The following is an 18,395-nucleotide window of genomic DNA, read 5'->3' on the forward strand; positions in this document are numbered from 1 at the left end:
TTCGTTCAAAATCCCCCCTACACTCTATTATCAAGTAATAAAAAAAAATCGCAACAATTTGTTGCGAAAAATCACTTTTTTTCTTTTCTATATACACACACTTGATTTTTCCCATTTTTTTTCGCTTCATATAATGCAATATCCGCTCGTTGCATTAATTCTTCTCTTGTAATCCCTTTTTCATATAATGCAACTCCAAAGCTCGCTGTTAATTTCGAAATTCCTGAGAATTGCTTTGTTTCAATGAAAAATCGTAATGATTCCGCAACTTGAAATGCTTCTTTTTCTACCGTATTCGTTACTAAAATAATAAATTCTTCTCCTCCCCACCTAGCAAATACATGTTGCTGCTCCACTTTAGATTTCATGAGCTCTGCAAGCTCAATTAATGCTAAGTCACCAAAATCATGGCCATACGTGTCATTTACTGCTTTAAAATTATCTATATCAAATAAAATAAGTGCTATATTTTCATTATTACGCATCGCATTATCCCATTCTGCCTCGAGTATTTGTTGGAATTTCAAACGATTATAAATCTCTGTTAACGAATCTATCATAGCAAGTCTTTCTTGTTCTTGATAGATTTCATCTAATTCGGTAATCTCTGTACACTTCACAATAAATCTTGATAAATCTTCTGGCAATGGTGTCGCACGCAATAAAAAAGTTGACACTTCCCCTTCATAGTTGGACATCTTAATTCTTCTATCATATGATAATGTATCATCTAACCATGTTATATCATGAGTTGTTGAATAGTATCCATTTTCTCTAATAAGATGTTCAGCAAATACTAAATGTTGCTCACGATACGCAAACAAATTTTCATATCCGAAAAACTCTAAAAAATTTGTATTACAATCAACAATCTCATCGTCTTCTACTATAAATAATAGATCATTTCGAAAATCAAACATCGTTTGAAGTAGTTCTTGTTGCAAACTTACTTGTCGCACTAAAGAAAGCTGATATAAACTTTTATTTACTTCCTCTAACACCATTTGTGGAGTCACAGGGGCTATCACAATATTACGTATTCCTAACGTAAGCACCTCTGCAAACTCGCTTGTTATTTGTTGATCCCAAATGACAATAAATGTACTCTGTGGATTATACATATTCTTTATATATTTTATTTGAGAAAAATCTGTTACATACATAATTACAATATGTGGTTTAGTCCTCTGAAATAATACTTCGCCTTCTTCAAAACTATTTGCTATAAACATACATTTTGGATGGATATTTTCTATCGTTTGTTGATGTGTGCATCCATTTTCTATATAAAGGACATTTAACTGAAGATCTTGTAATACATTTTGGAAAACCGTATTTTCTAATAAAAAATGTAGTATGTTCATCACTAGTCTTCACTCACTTCATATATCTTGTTCTACAGAATTCCTCACAAACATTTTATAAAAAACTGTTCTCTAAAAACTTTAATGAGTGAGGGATACATGTTAACAAGCTAATTGAGAATGTTCTCTTCATTTTTCACTCTATAAATTCCTTTTTTAGTGTATGATTATAGGAATTGTATCGTTTGTATGAATGCCCTAGCTTCCGCTTTAAAACTTGACAATTAAAATAAAGATATTATATTCTTAAATTCGATAACTTACAAAATGTAAGTAGAATATATTACATTTGTTTTTTTCATAATTTGATATGTAATTTGGAGGATATATAATGACAAACGAAAACTTTTTTAATGTTCTATATGAACGCACATCTACACGTGCATTCAACCCAGAGAAAGAAATTTCATCTACAGAGTTACACGAGATTTTAAAGGGAGCTGCTCAAGCACCTTCTGCTTGGAACTTACAGCACTGGAAATTCCTCGTATTCCAAGGTGAAGATGTACAGAAACGATTACATCCAATTGCTTATAACCAACAACAAATTCTTGATGCTTCTGCTGTAGTCGCTATTTTAGGTGATTTAGAAGCTTATAAAAATGTTGAACAAGTTTATGGTCCAATTGTAGAACAAGGATTTATGAAAGAAGAAGCAAAAGAGCGCTTAGCTAAAAATATTGAGTCTGCATATGCACGTGAGCAATTCCCAAGAGATGCAGCCTTTTCAAATGCATCTTTAGCAGCAATGCAACTTATGCTTGCAGCTAAAGCAACTGGCTGGGATACTTGTGCGATTGGTGGTTTCAACCCACAAGCACTTACAGAAGAATTCAATGTTTCATCTCGCTACGTACCAATTATGCTTATTACAATTGGTGAATCAACTTTAAAAGGCCACCCTGCACCACGAATGAGCGTAGAACAAGTGAGTGAATGGGCAAAATAATAAAGTGAAACTTGAATCAATGTGAGGGTCTTACTGCCCTTTCATACGAATAAAAAAGAAACGAAGGTAATTTCATTACCTTCGTTTCTTTTTTATTCTGTCACACATCCGTAATACTAAAATGTATGATTCGACATCCGCACATAAAAACAGTAAATTTCATGCTATTCGCATACACATAAATGACGTTTTGTGTCGAATTTTGTTAAAGTATCGAAATATAACCGTGTGTTTTTGTTACAATTATGATACAATGATAACAAATAGATAACAAGAGAGGGATTTTCATTGAGTTCATACGGAAGCTTTATTGCACTTTTATGTTACATAGTAACTGTACTGCTTCTATATTTTATTGGCGATGCTGCAAACATTTCAGTTTTACAATTCCCAAAAGAAGAAGCATTCCACTTAGAATCAGAAAAACATACTGCACGATCCATTGTACCGCTACTGTTAGCTCTTCCTGTATATATCATCGTTTTATATAAAAGCAAAAAAGTGTAAAGGCTACCTATTTCATTCATTTCGGTGGTCTTTGCACTTTTTTGTGATATCTATCCTATTTTAAACATCATTCCGTAATAAACACCCAGCTAGTCTTTTAAAATGAGAAATTCCCCTAGAAAAAATTCCACTCTCTGTCCAGTCACTCACTACTGAACTTACATAGATTATAAGTGTGAAGGGGGTGATGAGGATTATGTTTGGATCATTTGGATGCTGTGATAACTTTAGAGACTGTCATCATCATGAAAGAGAGTGCAGACATCATGAGAAAGAGAAAGAGAGAGAAGTAGTTAGACCACAACAACCAGCTGTATGTAACGTACTTGCTAATATTTCAGTTGGAACAGAGCTTTCTCTTTTAAGCATTAGAGGTAATGGCACTTTCAACAATGTAATTTTTGAAGGTTTCGCTAACGGTGTTGCTCTTTTCTCTGCTTTAGCTCGTAATAACAAAGACAACAAAGATAACAATAAAGACGATAAGAACAATCAAAACCGTAATACTTTTACTGGTATTTTACGTGTATGCCCAACTGATATCGTTGCTATCGCTATCTAATTCTGTTCCTTATCCTCTATAGTAAAAAAATAAGATTTACTTTTCTCATAGAAAAAACCTGAGACCGATTTCAAATCGACTCAGGTTTTTTTATTGATTATATGCTTTTAACGAGTTCAACAACTTCTTCAGCAGTTGACATCATTAATGCTTTTTCTGCTAATGTTTCCATTTCTGCTTTTGACAACTTGCTTAGTTGTGTTCTTGCAGGAAGAATAGATGTTGCACTCATACTGAACTCATCTAAACCTAATCCTAATAATAATGGGATAGCAAGTGAATCGCCCGCCATCTCACCACACATACCAGCCCATTTGCCTTCTTTATGAGCAGCATCGATAACCATTTTTACAAGACGTAAAATAGATGGGTTATATGGTTGGTATAAGTAAGATACTTGTTCGTTCATACGGTCTGCAGCCATTGTGTATTGAATTAAGTCGTTTGTTCCGATAGAGAAGAAATCAACTTCTTTTGCGAATTGATCTGCTAATACTGCTGAAGCTGGAATTTCAACCATCATACCAACTTCAATAGAATCAGAAACAGTTGTACCCGCTTCTACAAGTTTTGCTTTTTCTTCTAATAAGATTGCTTTCGCTTGACGGAACTCATCAAGTGTTGCAATCATTGGGAACATAATTTTTAAGTTACCATATACGCTAGCACGAAGTAATGCACGAAGTTGTGTACGGAACACATCTTGCTCATCAAGACATAAGCGAATTGCACGGTATCCTAAGAATGGGTTCATTTCTTTTGGTAAATGTAAGTATGGAAGCTCTTTATCTCCACCGATGTCAAGTGTACGAACAACAACAGGTTGACCTTCTTTTACACCTTCAAGAACTGCTTTATATGCTTCGAACTGCTCTTCTTCTGTTGGAAGATTGTCACGGCCCATGTATAAGAATTCTGTACGGTATAAACCAACGCCTTCTCCGCCATTATCGATAATACCTTGTACATCATTTGGTGTTCCGATATTTGCAACAAGCTCAACGTGATGTCCATCACTTGTTACAGTAGCTTGGTCTTTTAATTTTGCCCATTCAGCTTTTTGCTCTTCAAATTTCGCTTTCTTTTCTTCAAACGAGCGAAGAGTTTCTTCTGATGGATTAACAATTACTTCTCCATCTAAACCATCGATGATTACGATATCGCCATTTTGGATTTTCTCCATAACAACTTTCGTACCAACAACAGCTGGAATTTCCATAGAGCGAGCCATAATCGCAGAGTGAGATGTACGTCCACCGATATCAGTTGTAAAACCTTTTGCATACTTACGGTTTAACTGAGCCGTATCAGATGGTGTTAAATCTTCAGCAATAATGATTACTTCTTCAGAAATTGTACCAGGATTTGAGAAGTTAATGCCTAGTAAATGTGCAAGAACACGTTTTGTTACGTCACGAATGTCCGCAGCACGTTCTTTCATATATTCGTTATCCATGTTTTCAAACATAGAAATAAACATTGATGCAACTTCATCCATTGCAAATTCAGCATTTACTTTTTCACTATTTACTTTATCTTTTACTGGGTTTACTAGTTCTGGATCATTTAACACTAATAAATGTGCTTCAAAGATCGCAGCTTTGTCAGCACCTAGCTCAGCAAAAGCGTGGTCCTTAATAGCTTCTAATTCAGTTTTTGCTTTCTCAAGCGCAGCTTCTAAGCGTGCAATTTCTGCAGCTTCGTTTGTAATTGATTTCTTTTCGATGTTAAATTCAGGATTTTCAAGTCTGAAAGCCTTTGCAATAGCAATCCCACTTGATGCAGCGATCCCTTGAATGTTAAGAGTCATTATTCTCCTAATCCTTCGTTTTTCATAGTTTCTTCGATAGCTGCTAGTGCTTGAGCTGCATCATCACCATTTGCAGTGATTTTAATTTCCGCGCCTTGTTGAATACCTAAAGACATAACGCCCATGATTGATTTTAAGTTAACGTTCTTTCCGTTATACTCTAAGTTAATGTCAGAACCAAATTTGCTTGCAGTGTTTACAAGTAGAGTTGCTGGACGAGCATGAATTCCTGAGTCGCTAGTTACTTTAAAGATTTTTTCCATGATAATTTATCTCCTTTAAATTACAGTATTTTTTAGTTGTATAGACGTGAGTACTACATCATCTATTGTATATAATAGGCGATGTTCGGTCAACCACATCGCCTATTATAATTATAAACATTTTGCGTCAAATTCCTACTGAATGTCAATAATAGCGTTTTCGCCCTTCTTAACATTTCCATCTTTTTTCAATTCGACTTGTTGCCCTTGTTGTAAATTCGTAAATACAATTGGTGTAATGATAGATGGTGCATTTTCTTTTACAAATGCAAGATCTACTTTTAATAATGGTTGTCCTTGTTTCACTTTGTCACCTTGTGCTACAAGTGCTTCAAAACCTTCACCATTTAATTTTACAGTATCAATACCGAAGTGGATTAAAATTTCTTTTCCACCTTCAGATTGAATACCAATTGCATGCTTTGTAGGGAATACGTTGACAATTTCACCGTTAACTGGAGAAACTACTGTTCCTTCTGTTGGCTCAATTGCAAATCCATCTCCCATCATTTTTCCTGAAAATACTTGATCTGGCACTTCTGTAATTGGTAGGATTTTCCCTTCAATTGGTGAAACGATTGTTTCGTTTTCATCAACTTTTTGAGGAGCTTCTTCTACTTTTACAGGCTCTTCTTTTTCAACATGAGGTGTACGACCTGACATAATATCATGAATTTGTGATTTTAATGTGTCAGATTTCGGTCCAAAAATAGCTTGAATGTTATTTCCAACTTCAAGTACACCAGCTGCTCCAAGTTCTTTCAAGCGATCTTTATTTACATTCTTTTGTTCGTTAACCTGTACACGTAAACGAGTAATACAAGCGTCTAAAGAAGCAATGTTTTCTTTACCACCAAGTGCTACTAATACTTCACGAGGAAGTTCACCAGCTTCTGCTTTTCCTGCACCTTCATTCGCATTTGCAACTTCACGACCAGGTGTTTTTAAATCCCATTTACGGATTGCAAATCGGAATCCGAAGTAGTAAATAACCGCTAGTACAAGACCAACAATAATTACCCACCACCATGCCGTACGGCCTGGTAGTACACCGAATAATAGGAAGTCGATTAAACCACCAGAGAATGTCATACCAATTTTAACACCTAAAATTTGCATTGTCATAAATGATAGACCAGCGAATACTGCGTGAATTCCAAATAATACTGGTGCTACGAATAAGAATGAAAATTCAAGTGGCTCTGTAATACCTGTTAAGAAAGATGTTAATGCAGCAGAACCTAAAATACCAGCTGCTAATTTTTTGTTTTCTGGACGTGCTTCATGGTACATTGCTAAAGCTGCTGCTGGAAGACCGAACATCATGAACGGATACTTACCAGTTGTAAATGTACCTGCTGTTAATTCTACACCGTCTTTTAACTGTGCCATAAAGATTTTTTGGTCACCACGAATTAATTCGCCAGCCGCATTTGTATACTGACCGAATTCGAACCAGAACGGTGAATAGAAAATGTGATGTAATCCAAATGGAATTAATGAACGTTCAATTAAACCGAAAATAAATGCTGCTAACGTTCTATTTGCATCAATCATTTGATGTGAGAACGTGTTTAAGCCACCTTGAATGTATGGCCAAACGAAGCACATGATAATACCTACTATTAAAGAGAATGTTGCAGTTGCAATCGGTACGAAACGCTTACCTGCAAAGAAACCTAAGTATGATGGTAATTCAATGTTGAAGTATTTATTATAGCAATATGCCGCTACTATCCCGACGATAATACCACCAAACACTCCAGTTTGTAGCGTTGGAATTCCTAATACGTTTGCATACGCTGGATCTGCAAATCCAATTTTTACTGGGTCTGCTCCAGAACTTGTTACTTTCACTAGCTTATCTACTTCTAAGAACACACTCATCGTTTTGTTCATAATTAAGTAGCCAACGAATGCTGCTAAACCAGCTACTCCGTCTCCACCAGCTAAGCCAATTGCTACCCCAACTGCGAATAGTAATGCAAGGTTAGCGAAAATAATATCACCAGATTGTTCCATAATTTTTGCTACCATTACGAACCAATCTGCTTTTAAAGCAGGAATAACATTTGTTAACTGTGGATTTTGAAATGCATTACCAAATCCAAGTAAAATACCTGCTGCCGGTAAAATCGCTACTGGAAGCATAAGCGCTTTTCCGACTTTTTGAAGAACACCAAAGATCTTCTTAAACATGGAAACCCTTCCTCTCTTATCTATATTGATACCTTCCGACAAACGCCAAAAAGGCATGAGGAAAAAAAGATAGAACGATAGCTATACAAAGGGTAGTATATCCCTTTCTCTAGCTTACATTCCTTACTTTTCTCCACTCATGCCTGATCGAATCAGTAACACGTGTCAAAAATAGGTTTACGTATAAGTTCACTATAATTAAGGCAAACGTTTTCGTTTTATACCTTAATGTGTTTGTCGAAATTTGTATAACTTTGCAATAGTTATTATACATAACTATTGTAAGCGATTCAATGATTTTTTTTAACGTTTTCATTTTCGACAAAAATATATGTCTTTTTACACATGCTCTGCCTTCACTAAGCGCTGCAAGTGCATCGTTAAATATATACTCTCTGCTTCATAAACAGGAAGTTGCAATTCTTTTTGCATAACCTTAACTAGCTTCCAAGCTAAATTATAACAGACAGGATATTCCGCCTTTAATAAATCAGCAAAACTTTGCGATTCCTCTACTTTTTCTCCTTTTTTCACCCTCTCAATAGCATATTGAAGATGACGAATAAGGCGTAAATAGTGAATACTTTCTTGGTCTAATGTAATTTGTAAATTCGTCTCAATTAAAGATACAAGCTGTGCAATGAGACGGGAGTTTTGATTAACTGAAGATAAATCTGAATTTGTAAGTGAACTGTAAATATGGAGTGCAATAAACCCAATTTCTCCTTCCGGCAATGTAATTTGCAAACGAGAATTTAAAAGGTTTACAACACCTTCAGCAATTTTATATTCCTCTGGATAGAGCATTTTCGTTTCAACTAAAAAAGGATTATCAATTGTAAACCCTTGTTTTAAACGCTTAATCGCAAAAGAAATATGATCTGTTAAAGCGATATGAATATGTTCATTCAATGGCGATTTTGCTTTTTCTTGAATATAGAACATAATATCATTCATTAATTCAATTAATTTTTCACTCACATGTGGAACTAGCAGTTTGTATTGTTCACGATCACGTTCATTTTTTAGAACAAACATTTTTTCAATTTGTTCTTGCTCCAATACATCTTTCGCTTTTTTCCCAAATCCAATTCCTTTACCAATCACTACTACTTCCTCATGTTCAGGATGGCTAGCAATGATGACATTATTATTTAAAACTTTTTTAATTTCTAGATAATTACTCATATAACACCACCCTCGTACTTAAATAGCCTGCTTTTATGTTACAGAACATTCTTCTTTGTCGTCAATGTAAAACATCTACCATTTCATAAAAATTCATTTTTTAGACATGTTTATATATGATGCGTATAATGTAAGAGCAACTGTACATAGAAAGGAGATAGCAACATGATTAAAATGTTTGTAAGTGATATCGACGGTACAATGATGCAACACGGAGGTTTAATTGACGAACAGGATATTGTAGCACTTCGTAGTCTTGCTGAACAAAATGTGATTCTTTGTTTCGCTTCTGGCCGACTTGATAATGAAATTGCAGACTTAATGAAAGCTGTAAATACAAATTTCCACCGCATCAGTGTTAATGGTGTTTTTGTATATACAAATGAAAATAAGCAGCTATTATCTGCAACTTTTGATTCCAGCATTCTTCCTGAGTTGTTACACATGACGAATGAAGAGCCTTATTTCCGTTATGTTAGTGATGAACATCATTACTACATTGAAGAAAAAACACCGTTTATTCATGAACTTGAGCAACAAGTAACGATGACTTCTGTCGAAGAACCAAATTTATTACAGAAAATAGATGATACAATTTTCCCGAATAAAATTTCTGTCGGTGGAACAAAGGAGAGCTTACAACTTCTTCAGAAAAAAATTGATGAAAAATTTCATGGAAAAGTTAGTACGTTCATTTCAGCAGAACAATGCTTAGATGTAATGCCACCTAATATTAGTAAAGGTTCTGCTATTTCTGTTTTATTAAAGGAGTTTCAATTACAACCAGAGGAAGTTGCTTGCATAGGGGATTCTTATAATGATATTCCAATGTTTGCTTTAACTCCTCACAGTTTTGCTATGGCTCAAGCAGATGACGCAGTAAAAGAACACGCTCACTATGTAGTAAATACAGTTAAAGATGCTGTTAACCACGTAATTGCTCATAATAAAAATACGACTCACTCCTTGTAAGGATGAGTCGTATTTTCTCTTTACATGTTAAACAATTTGACATTTACTGTACTTCACAAACTGAAATATATTATTTGTTACGTGCGATGTTTGTAATAAACTTATAACGATCTCCACGATAAATACATTTCACATACTCTAACGGTACTTCACCTTCTGAATATGACCATTGACGCATGACAAGCACTGGCGCCTTTTTAGGAATATGCAGATGTTCCGCTTCATTATCCGTTGCAATTGAAGCTTCAATTGATTGAGTAGCGCTAACAAGTTTGAAGCCCAGTTTTTTCTCTAAATGTTCATATAAAGATTGTTGCAATATTTCTTCGTTAATATCTTTTACAAGAGCTGGCGACAAATATGTCGTCTCAAAAGCAATCGGTTCATCGTCAGCTAAGCGAATACGCCTCACTTCATAAACCGACTCTCCCTCCTGTATTCTCAGCCGGTCTGCTATTTTCGCAGTAGCTGGAACGAGGCGGAAACTTAATAATTGACTACTTGGGTTCATCCCACGAGAAATCATATCTTCTGTGAATCCTGTCATTCCTTGCAATTTTTGTTCCACTTTCGGAAGTTGGACAAACGTACCGATTCCACGTTTCCGATATAAATAACCTTGTTCCACTAAATTATTAATCGCCTGTCTGATTGTCATACGACTCACTTCGAACTTATCGCAAAGTTCATTCTCAGATGGGATTTTATCTCCCGGCTTCCATTCGCCGTCCTCAATTAGCTGTTTCACCCACTCTTGAATCTGATAATAGATCGGAAATGGTGAATACTTGTCGATGTTCATCAGCAATCGCCTCACTGCATAAAGATAGAGCTTCTTGATCAGCGATTACGGTTACATTCGGATGACGTTGTAAAACTGTAGCAGGACACGCTTCACTATATGCACCTTGCAATAATTCTTTAACAGCTTCTGCCTTTTTAGAACCCATAGCAACAAGTAGAATTTGTTTCGCTTTCATAATGCTTCCAATTCCCATTGTAATTGCATGAGTTGGCACATCTTCTTCTTTTTCGAAGAAGCGAAGGTTTGCTTGGCGTGTAGATTCTGTTAATTCAACAATGTTTGTTGGAGAATTAAACGGTGTTCCTGGTTCGTTAAATCCGATGTGACCGTTTTCACCGATTCCAAGAATCTGTAGGTCAACTGGGTTAGCAGCTAGAATGCCCTCGTAACGTTTGCACTCTTCCTCTAAATCACTTGCCATCCCATTTGGTACATAAGTTTGTTTAAATGGAAGATGATCAAACAACTGTTCTTGCATGAAATAGTGATAGCTGTTTTTATCTTCATGTGGTAAATTTACGTACTCATCTAAGTTTACAGTGGTTACACGGCTTGTATCAAGTTTATTTTTTCGCATTTCTGCATAAATACCTAATGGAGAGCTTCCTGTAGCCATTCCTAATGTTGGATTTTCTTTTGTTTTTACAACTTCTTCAATTAATTTATAACCTGCTTCTGCTAGTTCTTCTGGAGTTTTTACAACAAGAATATTCATTTCATTACTTCCCTTCCTTCATATGAATTCCTAAACGAACCGTATCATATACATGTAAATCTTCATTCATCACAACAAAGTCTGCATCTTTTCCTACCGCTAATGCACCTTTATTATTTAATCCAAACTCTTCTGCTTGGTTCACTGATGTCATTAGTACTGCATCTTCGATTGAACAACCTGTAAATTCAATTACATTTCGGAAAGCTTGATCCATTTTTAGAATACTACCAGCTAACGTTCCATCTTCTAATCGAGCACTACCATCTTTTACATGTACTGGCTGTCCGCCAAGCTCATATAATCCATCTTCAAGACCTTTTGCACGCATTGCATCAGTAATAACACTTACTTTTTTCGGTCCTTTTAATTTATATGCTAATTTCACCATATCCGGGTGAATGTGAATACCATCTGTAATTACTTCAACCATTACATCTGGATTTAATAACACATGACCAACAACTCCTGGTTCACGGTGATGTAATCCACGCATTTGATTGTATAAATGCGTTGCATGTGTAATGTTTCTATTTTTTAGTTGCGCATCAATTGCATCGGTATGTCCCATTGTGCCAACAACACCAGTTTCAGCAAGATATTGCTCAAACTCTAACGCACCTTCTTCTTCAGGTGCATATGTTACTAATTTAATTAAATTTCCGCTTGCTTCCTGCCATTGTTTAAATTGTTCAATATTCGCAGGAACAATATGTTCAAGTGGTTGTGCACCTGCACGTTTCTTTGAAACATACGGTCCTTCTAAGTGAATATATTCGAAATGTGCTCCTTTTTCTTTCGCTTCCTTCGCAGCATGTAGTGCTGCTTCGATTGCTTCTGGAGCTTGTGTCATTGTTGTTGGAAAGTAAGTTGTAACTCCTTCTTTTAACATTTCTTTACCTAGAGTTACTAACCCATCGCTATTTGCATCCATCGCATCAATATCGTATCCACCATGAATATGAACATCAATCATACCTGGAATCACAATTTTCCCTGCCGCATCTAAAACCGCTTCATTTTCTTGTGATACATATTGAGCCATCAAACCAATTTCTTTAATTGTTTCTGTGTAACGAATAAATCCGTTTTCCACTACTTCTTGACCTGTATAAATTTTGGCATTGATGACAACTTGCGTTTTCATTTTCATCGATCCTTTCCCATGAAATACCTACTTGTTATTATTACCTTATTCGCCTAATTCCATCTTAATATATGCACGAGTAGTTGTCTATACATTCTAATGAAATTTCCTCTTTGTTTAACAAAAAGGAAGCTTAGTACGTCTCTCGCAATTATAATATATGTTATTCATTTTTTCCAAAAAGGAACAATATCATCTATCGTATGAATCACTTAAGTAATGGCATTAATCCGCTAGACCCAATTGTAATATGTTCGCCGTCTGTTTCCATTTCTACTGTACGCTTATTTGTTCCATACATCATTATACCACGCTGTTTTAATCGTCTCACTACACTTTGATGCGGATGTCCATACGGATTTCTGCTACCATAAGAAAGAATCGCGAACTGTGGTTCTACCTTCTTTATAAACCTTTCACTTGTTGAAGTATATGAGCCATGATGTCCCACCTTTAACACATCTGCATGTACATCAAATTGCTTTAATATTTCAGTTTCCGTTCGCACATCAGCATCACCCATTAGTAAAAAATCTGCCTTACCATACCGAATCTTTAATACAATTGAAGATTCATTATTTTCATCTTTGGACTTCCCGTTGTTTAATACTTGTATGGAAACATGCGGATCTAGCGGTATGTATTGTCCCTCTTTTACTGAAATGAAAGGGATTCCCCTTTTCTTTATATGATTTCGATACGTATGATAAGTAAGAGAACTATATGTTTTTCCACTATCTAATATAAGTGATACCGGCATCTGCTCTACAATCGGAATGAGTCCTCCAATGTGATCCATATCTGGATGAGTACTGACGATAGCATCTAAATGGTTAATTCCTTTTTCAATTAGTTTTTGGATAACAACCTCACCAGCTTCATAAGGTCCTCCATCAATTAACATCGTTTGTCCATTTGGCAATATAATAAGTGTTGCATCACCTTGTCCAACTTTTAAGAAACTCACTTTCATTTTACCAAAATGTTGCCGCTGCATATGTAAAGGAGACGCGGTATGAATAGACATCATATACCTTTTGGCAGATGCACTATTTAAAGAAAAGCATAACAAAACAGAAACTAATAATAAAACACTTCGTATACCTCTCATAACTCGTCTCCTTTTTTCAATTAGTATGGCACGGTATATAATTGATATACAAAAAAGCTTAGCAAAATGCTAAGCTTTTATTTCGATATCTCTTGTAAAGAACCGAAGAATAAATCCGCTTCATTCATTTGTTCGTTTTCTTCAGAAAGCGGAGGTAAATCATCTAATGTTTTTAATCCAAATGTGTCTAAAAATTCTTTCGTCGTTCCATATAAAATCGGACGCCCAGGTCCTTCTGCTCTTCCCATTTCTTTTATAAGTAAGTGTGATACTAACGTTTGTAACGCCTTATCGGTTTTTACCCCTCTAATCTCTTCCATTTCAGTTCTTGTAATGGGTTGACGATATGCAACAATTGCTAACGTTTCTAGCGCAGCCTGAGAGAGTGAAGCAGCTGTTGGGATATCTATTAGTTTTTGATAGTACGACGCATGTTCTTTCTTTGTAGCAAAACGATATACTTTTGCATACTGTACAATTTGCAAACCTCGGTGTGCACCTTCACATTCTTTTTGCATTTCTTCTAAAATATCGATTACTTCGTTTCCTTCAATTTCAAGGACTTTTGCTATTTGTTCAGGAGAAATCCCTTCATCACCAGAAACAAATAAAAGCCCTTCAATGATTGATTTCTGTTCTGTTCTATCCATCTTACGAGCTCCTTCCTCCTATTTTCTCCATAAAAATACACATCAAAAAACCGAATCACAATCAATGCGTTCGGTTCAATATTTTTTCTCTTGTTCCAAACGATACATTCAAACCTAGCATGAGATATACTATTTCTATCCCATTTTCCATACTAACTCTATGCAGATTTAGTATAGCTTGATACGAAAATTTCATCAAAATTATGTTCTTGTTCAATTACGATTTGTTGATTTTTCATAAGCTCAAGAACCGCTAAAAATGTTACAACCATTATTTCCCGTTCATCATCAACAAACAAATCATAAAAACTTTGACGACCACCTTGTATTTCTAACTGCTTTAAAATATCCGTCATACGCTGTTCAATTGGTATTTCTTGACGAGTAATACGTGTTGTCACAGGTTTCTTTGCTTTTTTACGACGCATTAATTTTTGAAATGCCGCTAGCATATCATATAACGTAACATCAAGAGGCAAGCTTGTCTCCTCTTCTTGTTGCAATGATGTAAAATCAATTGGCGGACGTGTATATAGCTGTGCTCTTTCTTGTTCTCTTTCTTTTAGTTCAGTAGCAACTTGCTTATATTTCTTATATTCAATTAACCTCTCCATCAATTCTTGACGAGGATCATCTATAAAGTCATCACCGTTATCAAGTACATCTTCTTCATGTTTTGGCAACAACATTTTACTTTTAATTTGTAATAACGTTGCAGCCATTACTAAATACTCACTTGCAACATCTAATTGTAGTTCTTTCATCGTATGAACATAAGATAAATATTGCTCTGTAATTTCCGCTACAGGAATATTATATATATCAATTTCATAACGATGTATTAAATGTAACAATAAATCTAAAGGCCCTTCAAAAGCCTCTACTTTAAAATTATACTGCACAAAGCATCCCACCACATTTTTTCTATAACAACATAAGTATAGAGCATACTCATGTTCTATCCAACCTTTTTAAGAAATTTAATTAAAAATAGACCTATGCCTATGGCATCATGCCCACCACTTCATATGATAACAGTGTAGTAAGAACAATGTAGGAGGTCAAAAAACTATGGGTCACGTTGATTGTGGTTTTAGCGGTGGGTTCGCATTACTTGTTGTATTGTTTATTTTGCTAATTATTGTAGGGGCAGCTTGCTTCTGCTAATATGAACAATAAACGACTAGGGAGAAATTCCCTAGTCGTTTATTGTTCATATTTCTATGATAAACTTATACTTATAACCGTTAGATAGGGGCGAAGAAAATGTATCCTACCGAATACATACAGTTTTTAATTCATTTTCACGGAGATTATGATTATTTTGAATGCCACGAAATACTGGAAGAGTATTGGAAAACAAAACCGAGAGGAAATCGGGATCATTATTTAGTCGGCCTCATTCAAATTGCAGTTTCTTTATACCATCACAGACGCTCTAACTGGAATGGCGCAGAGAAGATGATGAAAAGCGCCATAACGATTTTAGAAAAAAACAGTGCACATTTACTTCGTTTAGGAATAAATGAGGCACAACTCCTGTTCTTACTCAAAGATAAATTGCAATCTATCCAGAAAGAAGAAAGTTTTACACCGTTATTTTTACCATTGTCGGATACAACATTAGAAAAGTACTGCATAGAATTATGTCAGAAACAAAACCTTCCTTGGAAAGACGTGAATGCTACTTCTAATGAATTTATAATACATAAGCACACATTACGTGATCGAACAGAAGTCATCGCTGAACGAAACGAACAATTACAAAAAAGAAAGCAGAGGTAATAAACTACTTATCTCTGCTTTCACGAATGTATATTTTGTTCAAGCCCTTTACATTTTTTGCAAAAACTTGCTGTTTGCTCATTTCCGCAAATTGTAAATTCAAGAAATTTACTCTTTAACTCTTGAACCATCTTCGTCCCAATACCCATATGACGGTGAGATGGGTTCACACTCAAATGCTGAATTTCCAAAACTTGATTCTCTTTTTTTACAATCCCCATTATCCCAACAAAATCTTCGTTTTGTTTCCACAAATACAATTGCCAATCATCCTTTGCTTCATAATCTTTCATAGTCAATTGTAATGTTTTCACATCTTTTTCAGTTGGCATAAATGAAAGAAGCCCCATTGCAATCTTTTCATAACTTTTTTTAAAACGAATTAACATAACCCTTATCCCTTCTTACAAAAGTTACAAACTATTAAATCCCCTCAATCACTCTTTTCATATCACATTCATTTTACAATATTTTCAACAGAGTGAGAAGAGCTTAAAACAACTTGATAATCATACAAAGCGAAAAGAAGAAAGTCAAATATACGTTTCATTACTGTTTTTTCTAAGTAGATAAAAGAAGAAACGCTGTTATATGAAAGTGAAAAGAAACATCCACCGCTCATTATCACTTCACTATTCATCACCTTAGAGCAGATGAATTCTAGCAAAATGAATGTAATAAACAACTTTTATTGAAATGTGTAATCTAATAATGTAGTCTATGTGATTTGTTAAAATTTTGTTCTCATAAGCGACATATTCTCACTACAATCACATTACTACTTGTATCATGTACCGTAAACGAAATCCCCATTCCTATTAAAAATAAAAAAGAGAGCAATAGCTCTCTTTTCTCATTCACTTACTCTTCCCAAACTTTAACTTCTTTCATTACATCACCTTGACGCATGTTTAATACTGTTTCAATACCGCTTGTTACTTTACCGAATACAGTATGTACACCATCTAAGTGTGGCTGTGGCTCATGAACGATAAAGAATTGGCTACCGCCTGTGTTACGGCCAGCATGAGCCATAGAAAGTGATCCTACAAGGTGTCTATGAGGATTTCCATCAGTTTCACATGGGATAGAGTAACCTGGGCCACCCGCACCTGTTCCTGTTGGATCTCCACCTTGGCTTACGAAGCCAGGAATAACGCGGTGGAATGTCACACCATCATAAAATCCTTGCTCTGCTAGTTTTTTAAAGTTTTCTACTGTTTTCGGTGCCTCTTCTGGGAAAAATTCTAAATCGATTTTTTCACCATTTTCCATTACTATGTATCCTAAAGTTTTCATACGTATATGTCTCCTTTCAACTATCTCAGCACTATATTACCACATTCATCACTAGAAACAAAAAGAATCCGACAATCTACATACTTCTTTTTTGAAATGTGGAAAAAGCTAGGTGACAAATAAGAAATATATACTATAATAACTGTGTTGCCCGAAAATTTTAGAAAGAGAAAGGGAGCGATTTTTCGTGAAAACGAAATTACTAGCTCTGCTATTAGCTGTAGCAGTATTTATTATGCCAACAGCTTCGTTTGCAGACATCATCGAAGGAGAATCAATTGTTACACTAGGAGAAAACTTGTCTGAACAACAAAAACAAGATCTGTTAAAAGAAATGAAAGCACCAAAAGATGCTACAATTATTACTGTGTCTAATGCGGAAGAACATAAATTTCTAGAAGGGATTGTTCCAAAAGCTCAAATTGGTACGAGAGCAATTTCCTCTTCTATGATCACATACACAAAGCCAGGTTCTGGTCTCATTGTACGTTCAAAAAACATTAATTCAATAACAGATGCAATGTACACAAACGCACTTATTACAGCAGGTGTGAAAGATGCTGAAATTCAAATTACTGCACCATTTAAAGTTTCTGGAACTGCTGCTTTAACTGGCTTAATGAAAGCCTATGAAACGACATCAAACAAAGCAATTCCTGAGGAAGTAAAAAAAGTAGCCAATGAAGAAATGGTGCAAACATCCCAGCTCGGCGATAAAATTGGTGAAGAAAAAGCAGTTCAACTTGTTGCGAAAATTAAAGAAGAAATTGCCAAAGAACAACCAAAAACAACTGAAGATTTACGTTCATTAATTAAAAAAATTGCGGATCAACTTGGTATTACATTAACGGATGAACAGTTAGATAACTTAGTTGCGCTATTTGATAAAATGAAAAATCTTAATATCGATTGGAATCAAGTTGGCAGTCAGTTAAATAAAGCAAAAGAACACGTTTCTGCCTTTTTAGGATCTGAAGAAGGGCAAAGTTTCCTAGATAAAGTGAAAGATTTCTTCTCAAGTATCATTGATTTTGTTAAATCTTTATTCAAGTAAAAAGAAGCTCGCTAG

21 protein-coding genes are annotated in these 18,395 nt (G+C 35.1%); 7 read left to right on the forward strand and 14 right to left on the reverse strand.

Features of this window, described 5'->3' with window-relative positions; translation table 11 throughout:
• Nucleotides 1–71: 71 nt before the first annotated feature.
• Nucleotides 72–1,364, reverse strand: a complete 1,293-nt coding sequence (locus tag ACTFRN_RS02900; RefSeq protein WP_001023204.1) for a GGDEF domain-containing protein — start codon at nucleotides 1,362–1,364, stop codon at nucleotides 72–74.
• A gap of 331 nt (nucleotides 1,365–1,695) precedes the next feature.
• Here ACTFRN_RS02900 and ACTFRN_RS02905 point away from each other — a divergent pair, with 331 nt between their 5' ends.
• From ACTFRN_RS02905 to ACTFRN_RS02915, 3 genes are all read left to right on the forward strand, one after another.
• Nucleotides 1,696–2,313 (forward strand): nitroreductase family protein, encoded by a 618-nt coding sequence (locus ACTFRN_RS02905; protein WP_000180605.1) that lies wholly within the window; start codon nucleotides 1,696–1,698, stop codon nucleotides 2,311–2,313.
• A gap of 288 nt (nucleotides 2,314–2,601) precedes the next feature.
• A complete protein-coding gene (locus tag ACTFRN_RS02910; protein ID WP_000100486.1) occupies nucleotides 2,602–2,820 on the forward strand; it encodes a hypothetical protein in 219 nt (72 codons plus the stop codon).
• Nucleotides 2,821–3,016: 196 nt separating this feature from the next.
• A complete protein-coding gene (locus ACTFRN_RS02915) occupies nucleotides 3,017–3,382 on the forward strand; it encodes a DUF3915 domain-containing protein (protein ID WP_000468015.1) in 366 nt (121 codons plus the stop codon).
• 97 nt (nucleotides 3,383–3,479) lie between these two features.
• Here ACTFRN_RS02915 and ptsP read toward each other — a convergent pair whose 3' ends face one another.
• The 4 genes from ptsP to glcT all read right to left on the reverse strand — a co-directional run bounded on the left by ptsP (nucleotide 3,480) and on the right by glcT (nucleotide 8,842).
• On the reverse strand, nucleotides 3,480–5,192 hold the full coding sequence (gene ptsP / locus ACTFRN_RS02920) for a phosphoenolpyruvate--protein phosphotransferase (protein ID WP_000174221.1): 1,713 nt from the start codon (nucleotides 5,190–5,192) through the stop codon (nucleotides 3,480–3,482).
• Nucleotides 5,192–5,455 (reverse strand): phosphocarrier protein HPr, encoded by a 264-nt coding sequence (gene ptsH / locus ACTFRN_RS02925; protein ID WP_000411079.1) that lies wholly within the window; start codon nucleotides 5,453–5,455, stop codon nucleotides 5,192–5,194. Before ptsH ends, ptsP begins: the two co-directional genes overlap by 1 nt.
• Before the next feature lie 135 nt (nucleotides 5,456–5,590).
• On the reverse strand, nucleotides 5,591–7,654 hold the full coding sequence (gene ptsG / locus ACTFRN_RS02930; protein ID WP_000473182.1) for a PTS glucose transporter subunit IIABC: 2,064 nt from the start codon (nucleotides 7,652–7,654) through the stop codon (nucleotides 5,591–5,593).
• Nucleotides 7,655–7,993: 339 nt separating this feature from the next.
• On the reverse strand, nucleotides 7,994–8,842 hold the full coding sequence (gene glcT / locus ACTFRN_RS02935) for a glucose PTS transporter transcription antiterminator GlcT (RefSeq protein ID WP_000073863.1): 849 nt from the start codon (nucleotides 8,840–8,842) through the stop codon (nucleotides 7,994–7,996).
• A 165-nt stretch (nucleotides 8,843–9,007) separates the two neighbouring features.
• Between glcT and ACTFRN_RS02940 the strand changes: the two genes are divergently transcribed.
• On the forward strand, nucleotides 9,008–9,814 hold the full coding sequence (locus ACTFRN_RS02940; protein ID WP_088106427.1) for a Cof-type HAD-IIB family hydrolase: 807 nt from the start codon (nucleotides 9,008–9,010) through the stop codon (nucleotides 9,812–9,814).
• Nucleotides 9,815–9,884: 70 nt separating this feature from the next.
• Here ACTFRN_RS02940 and phnF read toward each other — a convergent pair whose 3' ends face one another.
• The 6 genes from phnF to scpA form a co-directional block, all read right to left on the reverse strand.
• Nucleotides 9,885–10,616 (reverse strand): phosphonate metabolism transcriptional regulator PhnF, encoded by a 732-nt coding sequence (gene phnF, locus ACTFRN_RS02945; protein WP_002194085.1) that lies wholly within the window; start codon nucleotides 10,614–10,616, stop codon nucleotides 9,885–9,887.
• The gene (gene nagB, locus ACTFRN_RS02950; protein ID WP_001024206.1) at nucleotides 10,546–11,334 is read right to left on the reverse strand and encodes a glucosamine-6-phosphate deaminase; all 789 of its coding nucleotides are present in this window, start codon (nucleotides 11,332–11,334) and stop codon (nucleotides 10,546–10,548) included. The genes phnF and nagB overlap by 71 nt, the downstream gene beginning before the upstream one ends.
• A 4-nt stretch (nucleotides 11,335–11,338) precedes the next feature.
• The gene (gene nagA / locus ACTFRN_RS02955; protein ID WP_014893528.1) at nucleotides 11,339–12,481 is read right to left on the reverse strand and encodes an N-acetylglucosamine-6-phosphate deacetylase; all 1,143 of its coding nucleotides are present in this window, start codon (nucleotides 12,479–12,481) and stop codon (nucleotides 11,339–11,341) included.
• Nucleotides 12,482–12,689: 208 nt separating this feature from the next.
• A complete protein-coding gene (locus ACTFRN_RS02960; protein ID WP_001214101.1) occupies nucleotides 12,690–13,592 on the reverse strand; it encodes a ComEC/Rec2 family competence protein in 903 nt (300 codons plus the stop codon).
• A 77-nt stretch (nucleotides 13,593–13,669) separates the two neighbouring features.
• Nucleotides 13,670–14,242 carry a segregation/condensation protein ScpB gene (gene scpB / locus ACTFRN_RS02965; RefSeq protein WP_000376222.1) on the reverse strand — a complete coding sequence of 191 codons (573 nt, stop codon included), beginning with the start codon at nucleotides 14,240–14,242 and terminating at the stop codon, nucleotides 13,670–13,672.
• 158 nt (nucleotides 14,243–14,400) lie between these two features.
• Nucleotides 14,401–15,144, reverse strand: a complete 744-nt coding sequence (gene scpA, locus ACTFRN_RS02970; protein ID WP_001199762.1) for a segregation/condensation protein A — start codon at nucleotides 15,142–15,144, stop codon at nucleotides 14,401–14,403.
• Nucleotides 15,145–15,313: 169 nt separating this feature from the next.
• Here scpA and ACTFRN_RS02975 point away from each other — a divergent pair, with 169 nt between their 5' ends.
• A complete protein-coding gene (locus tag ACTFRN_RS02975; protein ID WP_000510194.1) occupies nucleotides 15,314–15,409 on the forward strand; it encodes a YjcZ family sporulation protein in 96 nt (31 codons plus the stop codon).
• A 99-nt stretch (nucleotides 15,410–15,508) separates the two neighbouring features.
• Nucleotides 15,509–16,027, forward strand: a complete 519-nt coding sequence (locus ACTFRN_RS02980) for a DUF309 domain-containing protein (protein ID WP_000283585.1) — start codon at nucleotides 15,509–15,511, stop codon at nucleotides 16,025–16,027.
• A 20-nt stretch (nucleotides 16,028–16,047) separates the two neighbouring features.
• On the opposite strand, the gene ribT is transcribed toward ACTFRN_RS02980, so the two are convergent.
• The 3 genes from ribT to ACTFRN_RS02995 all read right to left on the reverse strand — a co-directional run bounded on the left by ribT (nucleotide 16,048) and on the right by ACTFRN_RS02995 (nucleotide 17,326).
• Nucleotides 16,048–16,416 carry a GNAT family N-acetyltransferase RibT gene (gene ribT, locus ACTFRN_RS02985; protein ID WP_000908397.1) on the reverse strand — a complete coding sequence of 123 codons (369 nt, stop codon included), beginning with the start codon at nucleotides 16,414–16,416 and terminating at the stop codon, nucleotides 16,048–16,050.
• A 68-nt stretch (nucleotides 16,417–16,484) separates the two neighbouring features.
• Nucleotides 16,485–16,667 (reverse strand): hypothetical protein, encoded by a 183-nt coding sequence (locus ACTFRN_RS02990; protein ID WP_041184696.1) that lies wholly within the window; start codon nucleotides 16,665–16,667, stop codon nucleotides 16,485–16,487.
• Between the two features lie 221 nt (nucleotides 16,668–16,888).
• Nucleotides 16,889–17,326: a peptidylprolyl isomerase gene (locus ACTFRN_RS02995; RefSeq protein WP_000853792.1), complete on the reverse strand. Its 438-nt coding sequence runs from the start codon at nucleotides 17,324–17,326 to the stop codon at nucleotides 16,889–16,891.
• 187 nt (nucleotides 17,327–17,513) lie between these two features.
• Between ACTFRN_RS02995 and ACTFRN_RS03000 the strand changes: the two genes are divergently transcribed.
• Nucleotides 17,514–18,380: a DUF1002 domain-containing protein gene (locus tag ACTFRN_RS03000; protein ID WP_000850502.1), complete on the forward strand. Its 867-nt coding sequence runs from the start codon at nucleotides 17,514–17,516 to the stop codon at nucleotides 18,378–18,380.
• Nucleotides 18,381–18,395: the final 15 nt, after the last annotated feature.

The organism is Bacillus cereus group sp. MYBK245-2, from assembly GCF_051916145.1.
Lineage (GTDB): Bacteria > Bacillota > Bacilli > Bacillales > Bacillaceae_G > Bacillus_A > Bacillus_A pacificus.

What these genes read in the sequence shown, in the direction of transcription:
- nagA (WP_014893528.1), bottom strand. Translation starts at nt 12,481, where the DNA reads ATGAAAACGCAAGTTGTCATCAATGCCAAAATTTATACAGGTCAAGAA.
- glcT (WP_000073863.1), bottom strand. Translation starts at nt 8,842, where the DNA reads ATGAGTAATTATCTAGAAATTAAAAAAGTTTTAAATAATAATGTCATC.
- ACTFRN_RS02975 (WP_000510194.1), top strand. Translation starts at nt 15,314, where the DNA reads ATGGGTCACGTTGATTGTGGTTTTAGCGGTGGGTTCGCATTACTTGTT.
- ACTFRN_RS02915 (WP_000468015.1), top strand. Translation starts at nt 3,017, where the DNA reads ATGTTTGGATCATTTGGATGCTGTGATAACTTTAGAGACTGTCATCAT.
- ptsH (WP_000411079.1), bottom strand. Translation starts at nt 5,455, where the DNA reads ATGGAAAAAATCTTTAAAGTAACTAGCGACTCAGGAATTCATGCTCGT.
- ptsP (WP_000174221.1), bottom strand. Translation starts at nt 5,192, where the DNA reads ATGACTCTTAACATTCAAGGGATCGCTGCATCAAGTGGGATTGCTATT.
- ptsG (WP_000473182.1), bottom strand. Translation starts at nt 7,654, where the DNA reads ATGTTTAAGAAGATCTTTGGTGTTCTTCAAAAAGTCGGAAAAGCGCTT.
- ACTFRN_RS02940 (WP_088106427.1), top strand. Translation starts at nt 9,008, where the DNA reads ATGATTAAAATGTTTGTAAGTGATATCGACGGTACAATGATGCAACAC.
- scpB (WP_000376222.1), bottom strand. Translation starts at nt 14,242, where the DNA reads ATGGATAGAACAGAACAGAAATCAATCATTGAAGGGCTTTTATTTGTT.
- ACTFRN_RS02980 (WP_000283585.1), top strand. Translation starts at nt 15,509, where the DNA reads ATGTATCCTACCGAATACATACAGTTTTTAATTCATTTTCACGGAGAT.
- ACTFRN_RS02995 (WP_000853792.1), bottom strand. Translation starts at nt 17,326, where the DNA reads ATGAAAACTTTAGGATACATAGTAATGGAAAATGGTGAAAAAATCGAT.
- phnF (WP_002194085.1), bottom strand. Translation starts at nt 10,616, where the DNA reads ATGAACATCGACAAGTATTCACCATTTCCGATCTATTATCAGATTCAA.
- nagB (WP_001024206.1), bottom strand. Translation starts at nt 11,334, where the DNA reads ATGAATATTCTTGTTGTAAAAACTCCAGAAGAACTAGCAGAAGCAGGT.
- ACTFRN_RS02960 (WP_001214101.1), bottom strand. Translation starts at nt 13,592, where the DNA reads ATGAGAGGTATACGAAGTGTTTTATTATTAGTTTCTGTTTTGTTATGC.
- ACTFRN_RS02900 (WP_001023204.1), bottom strand. Translation starts at nt 1,364, where the DNA reads ATGAACATACTACATTTTTTATTAGAAAATACGGTTTTCCAAAATGTA.
- ACTFRN_RS02905 (WP_000180605.1), top strand. Translation starts at nt 1,696, where the DNA reads ATGACAAACGAAAACTTTTTTAATGTTCTATATGAACGCACATCTACA.
- ribT (WP_000908397.1), bottom strand. Translation starts at nt 16,416, where the DNA reads ATGTTAATTCGTTTTAAAAAAAGTTATGAAAAGATTGCAATGGGGCTT.
- ACTFRN_RS02990 (WP_041184696.1), bottom strand. Translation starts at nt 16,667, where the DNA reads ATGAATAGTGAAGTGATAATGAGCGGTGGATGTTTCTTTTCACTTTCA.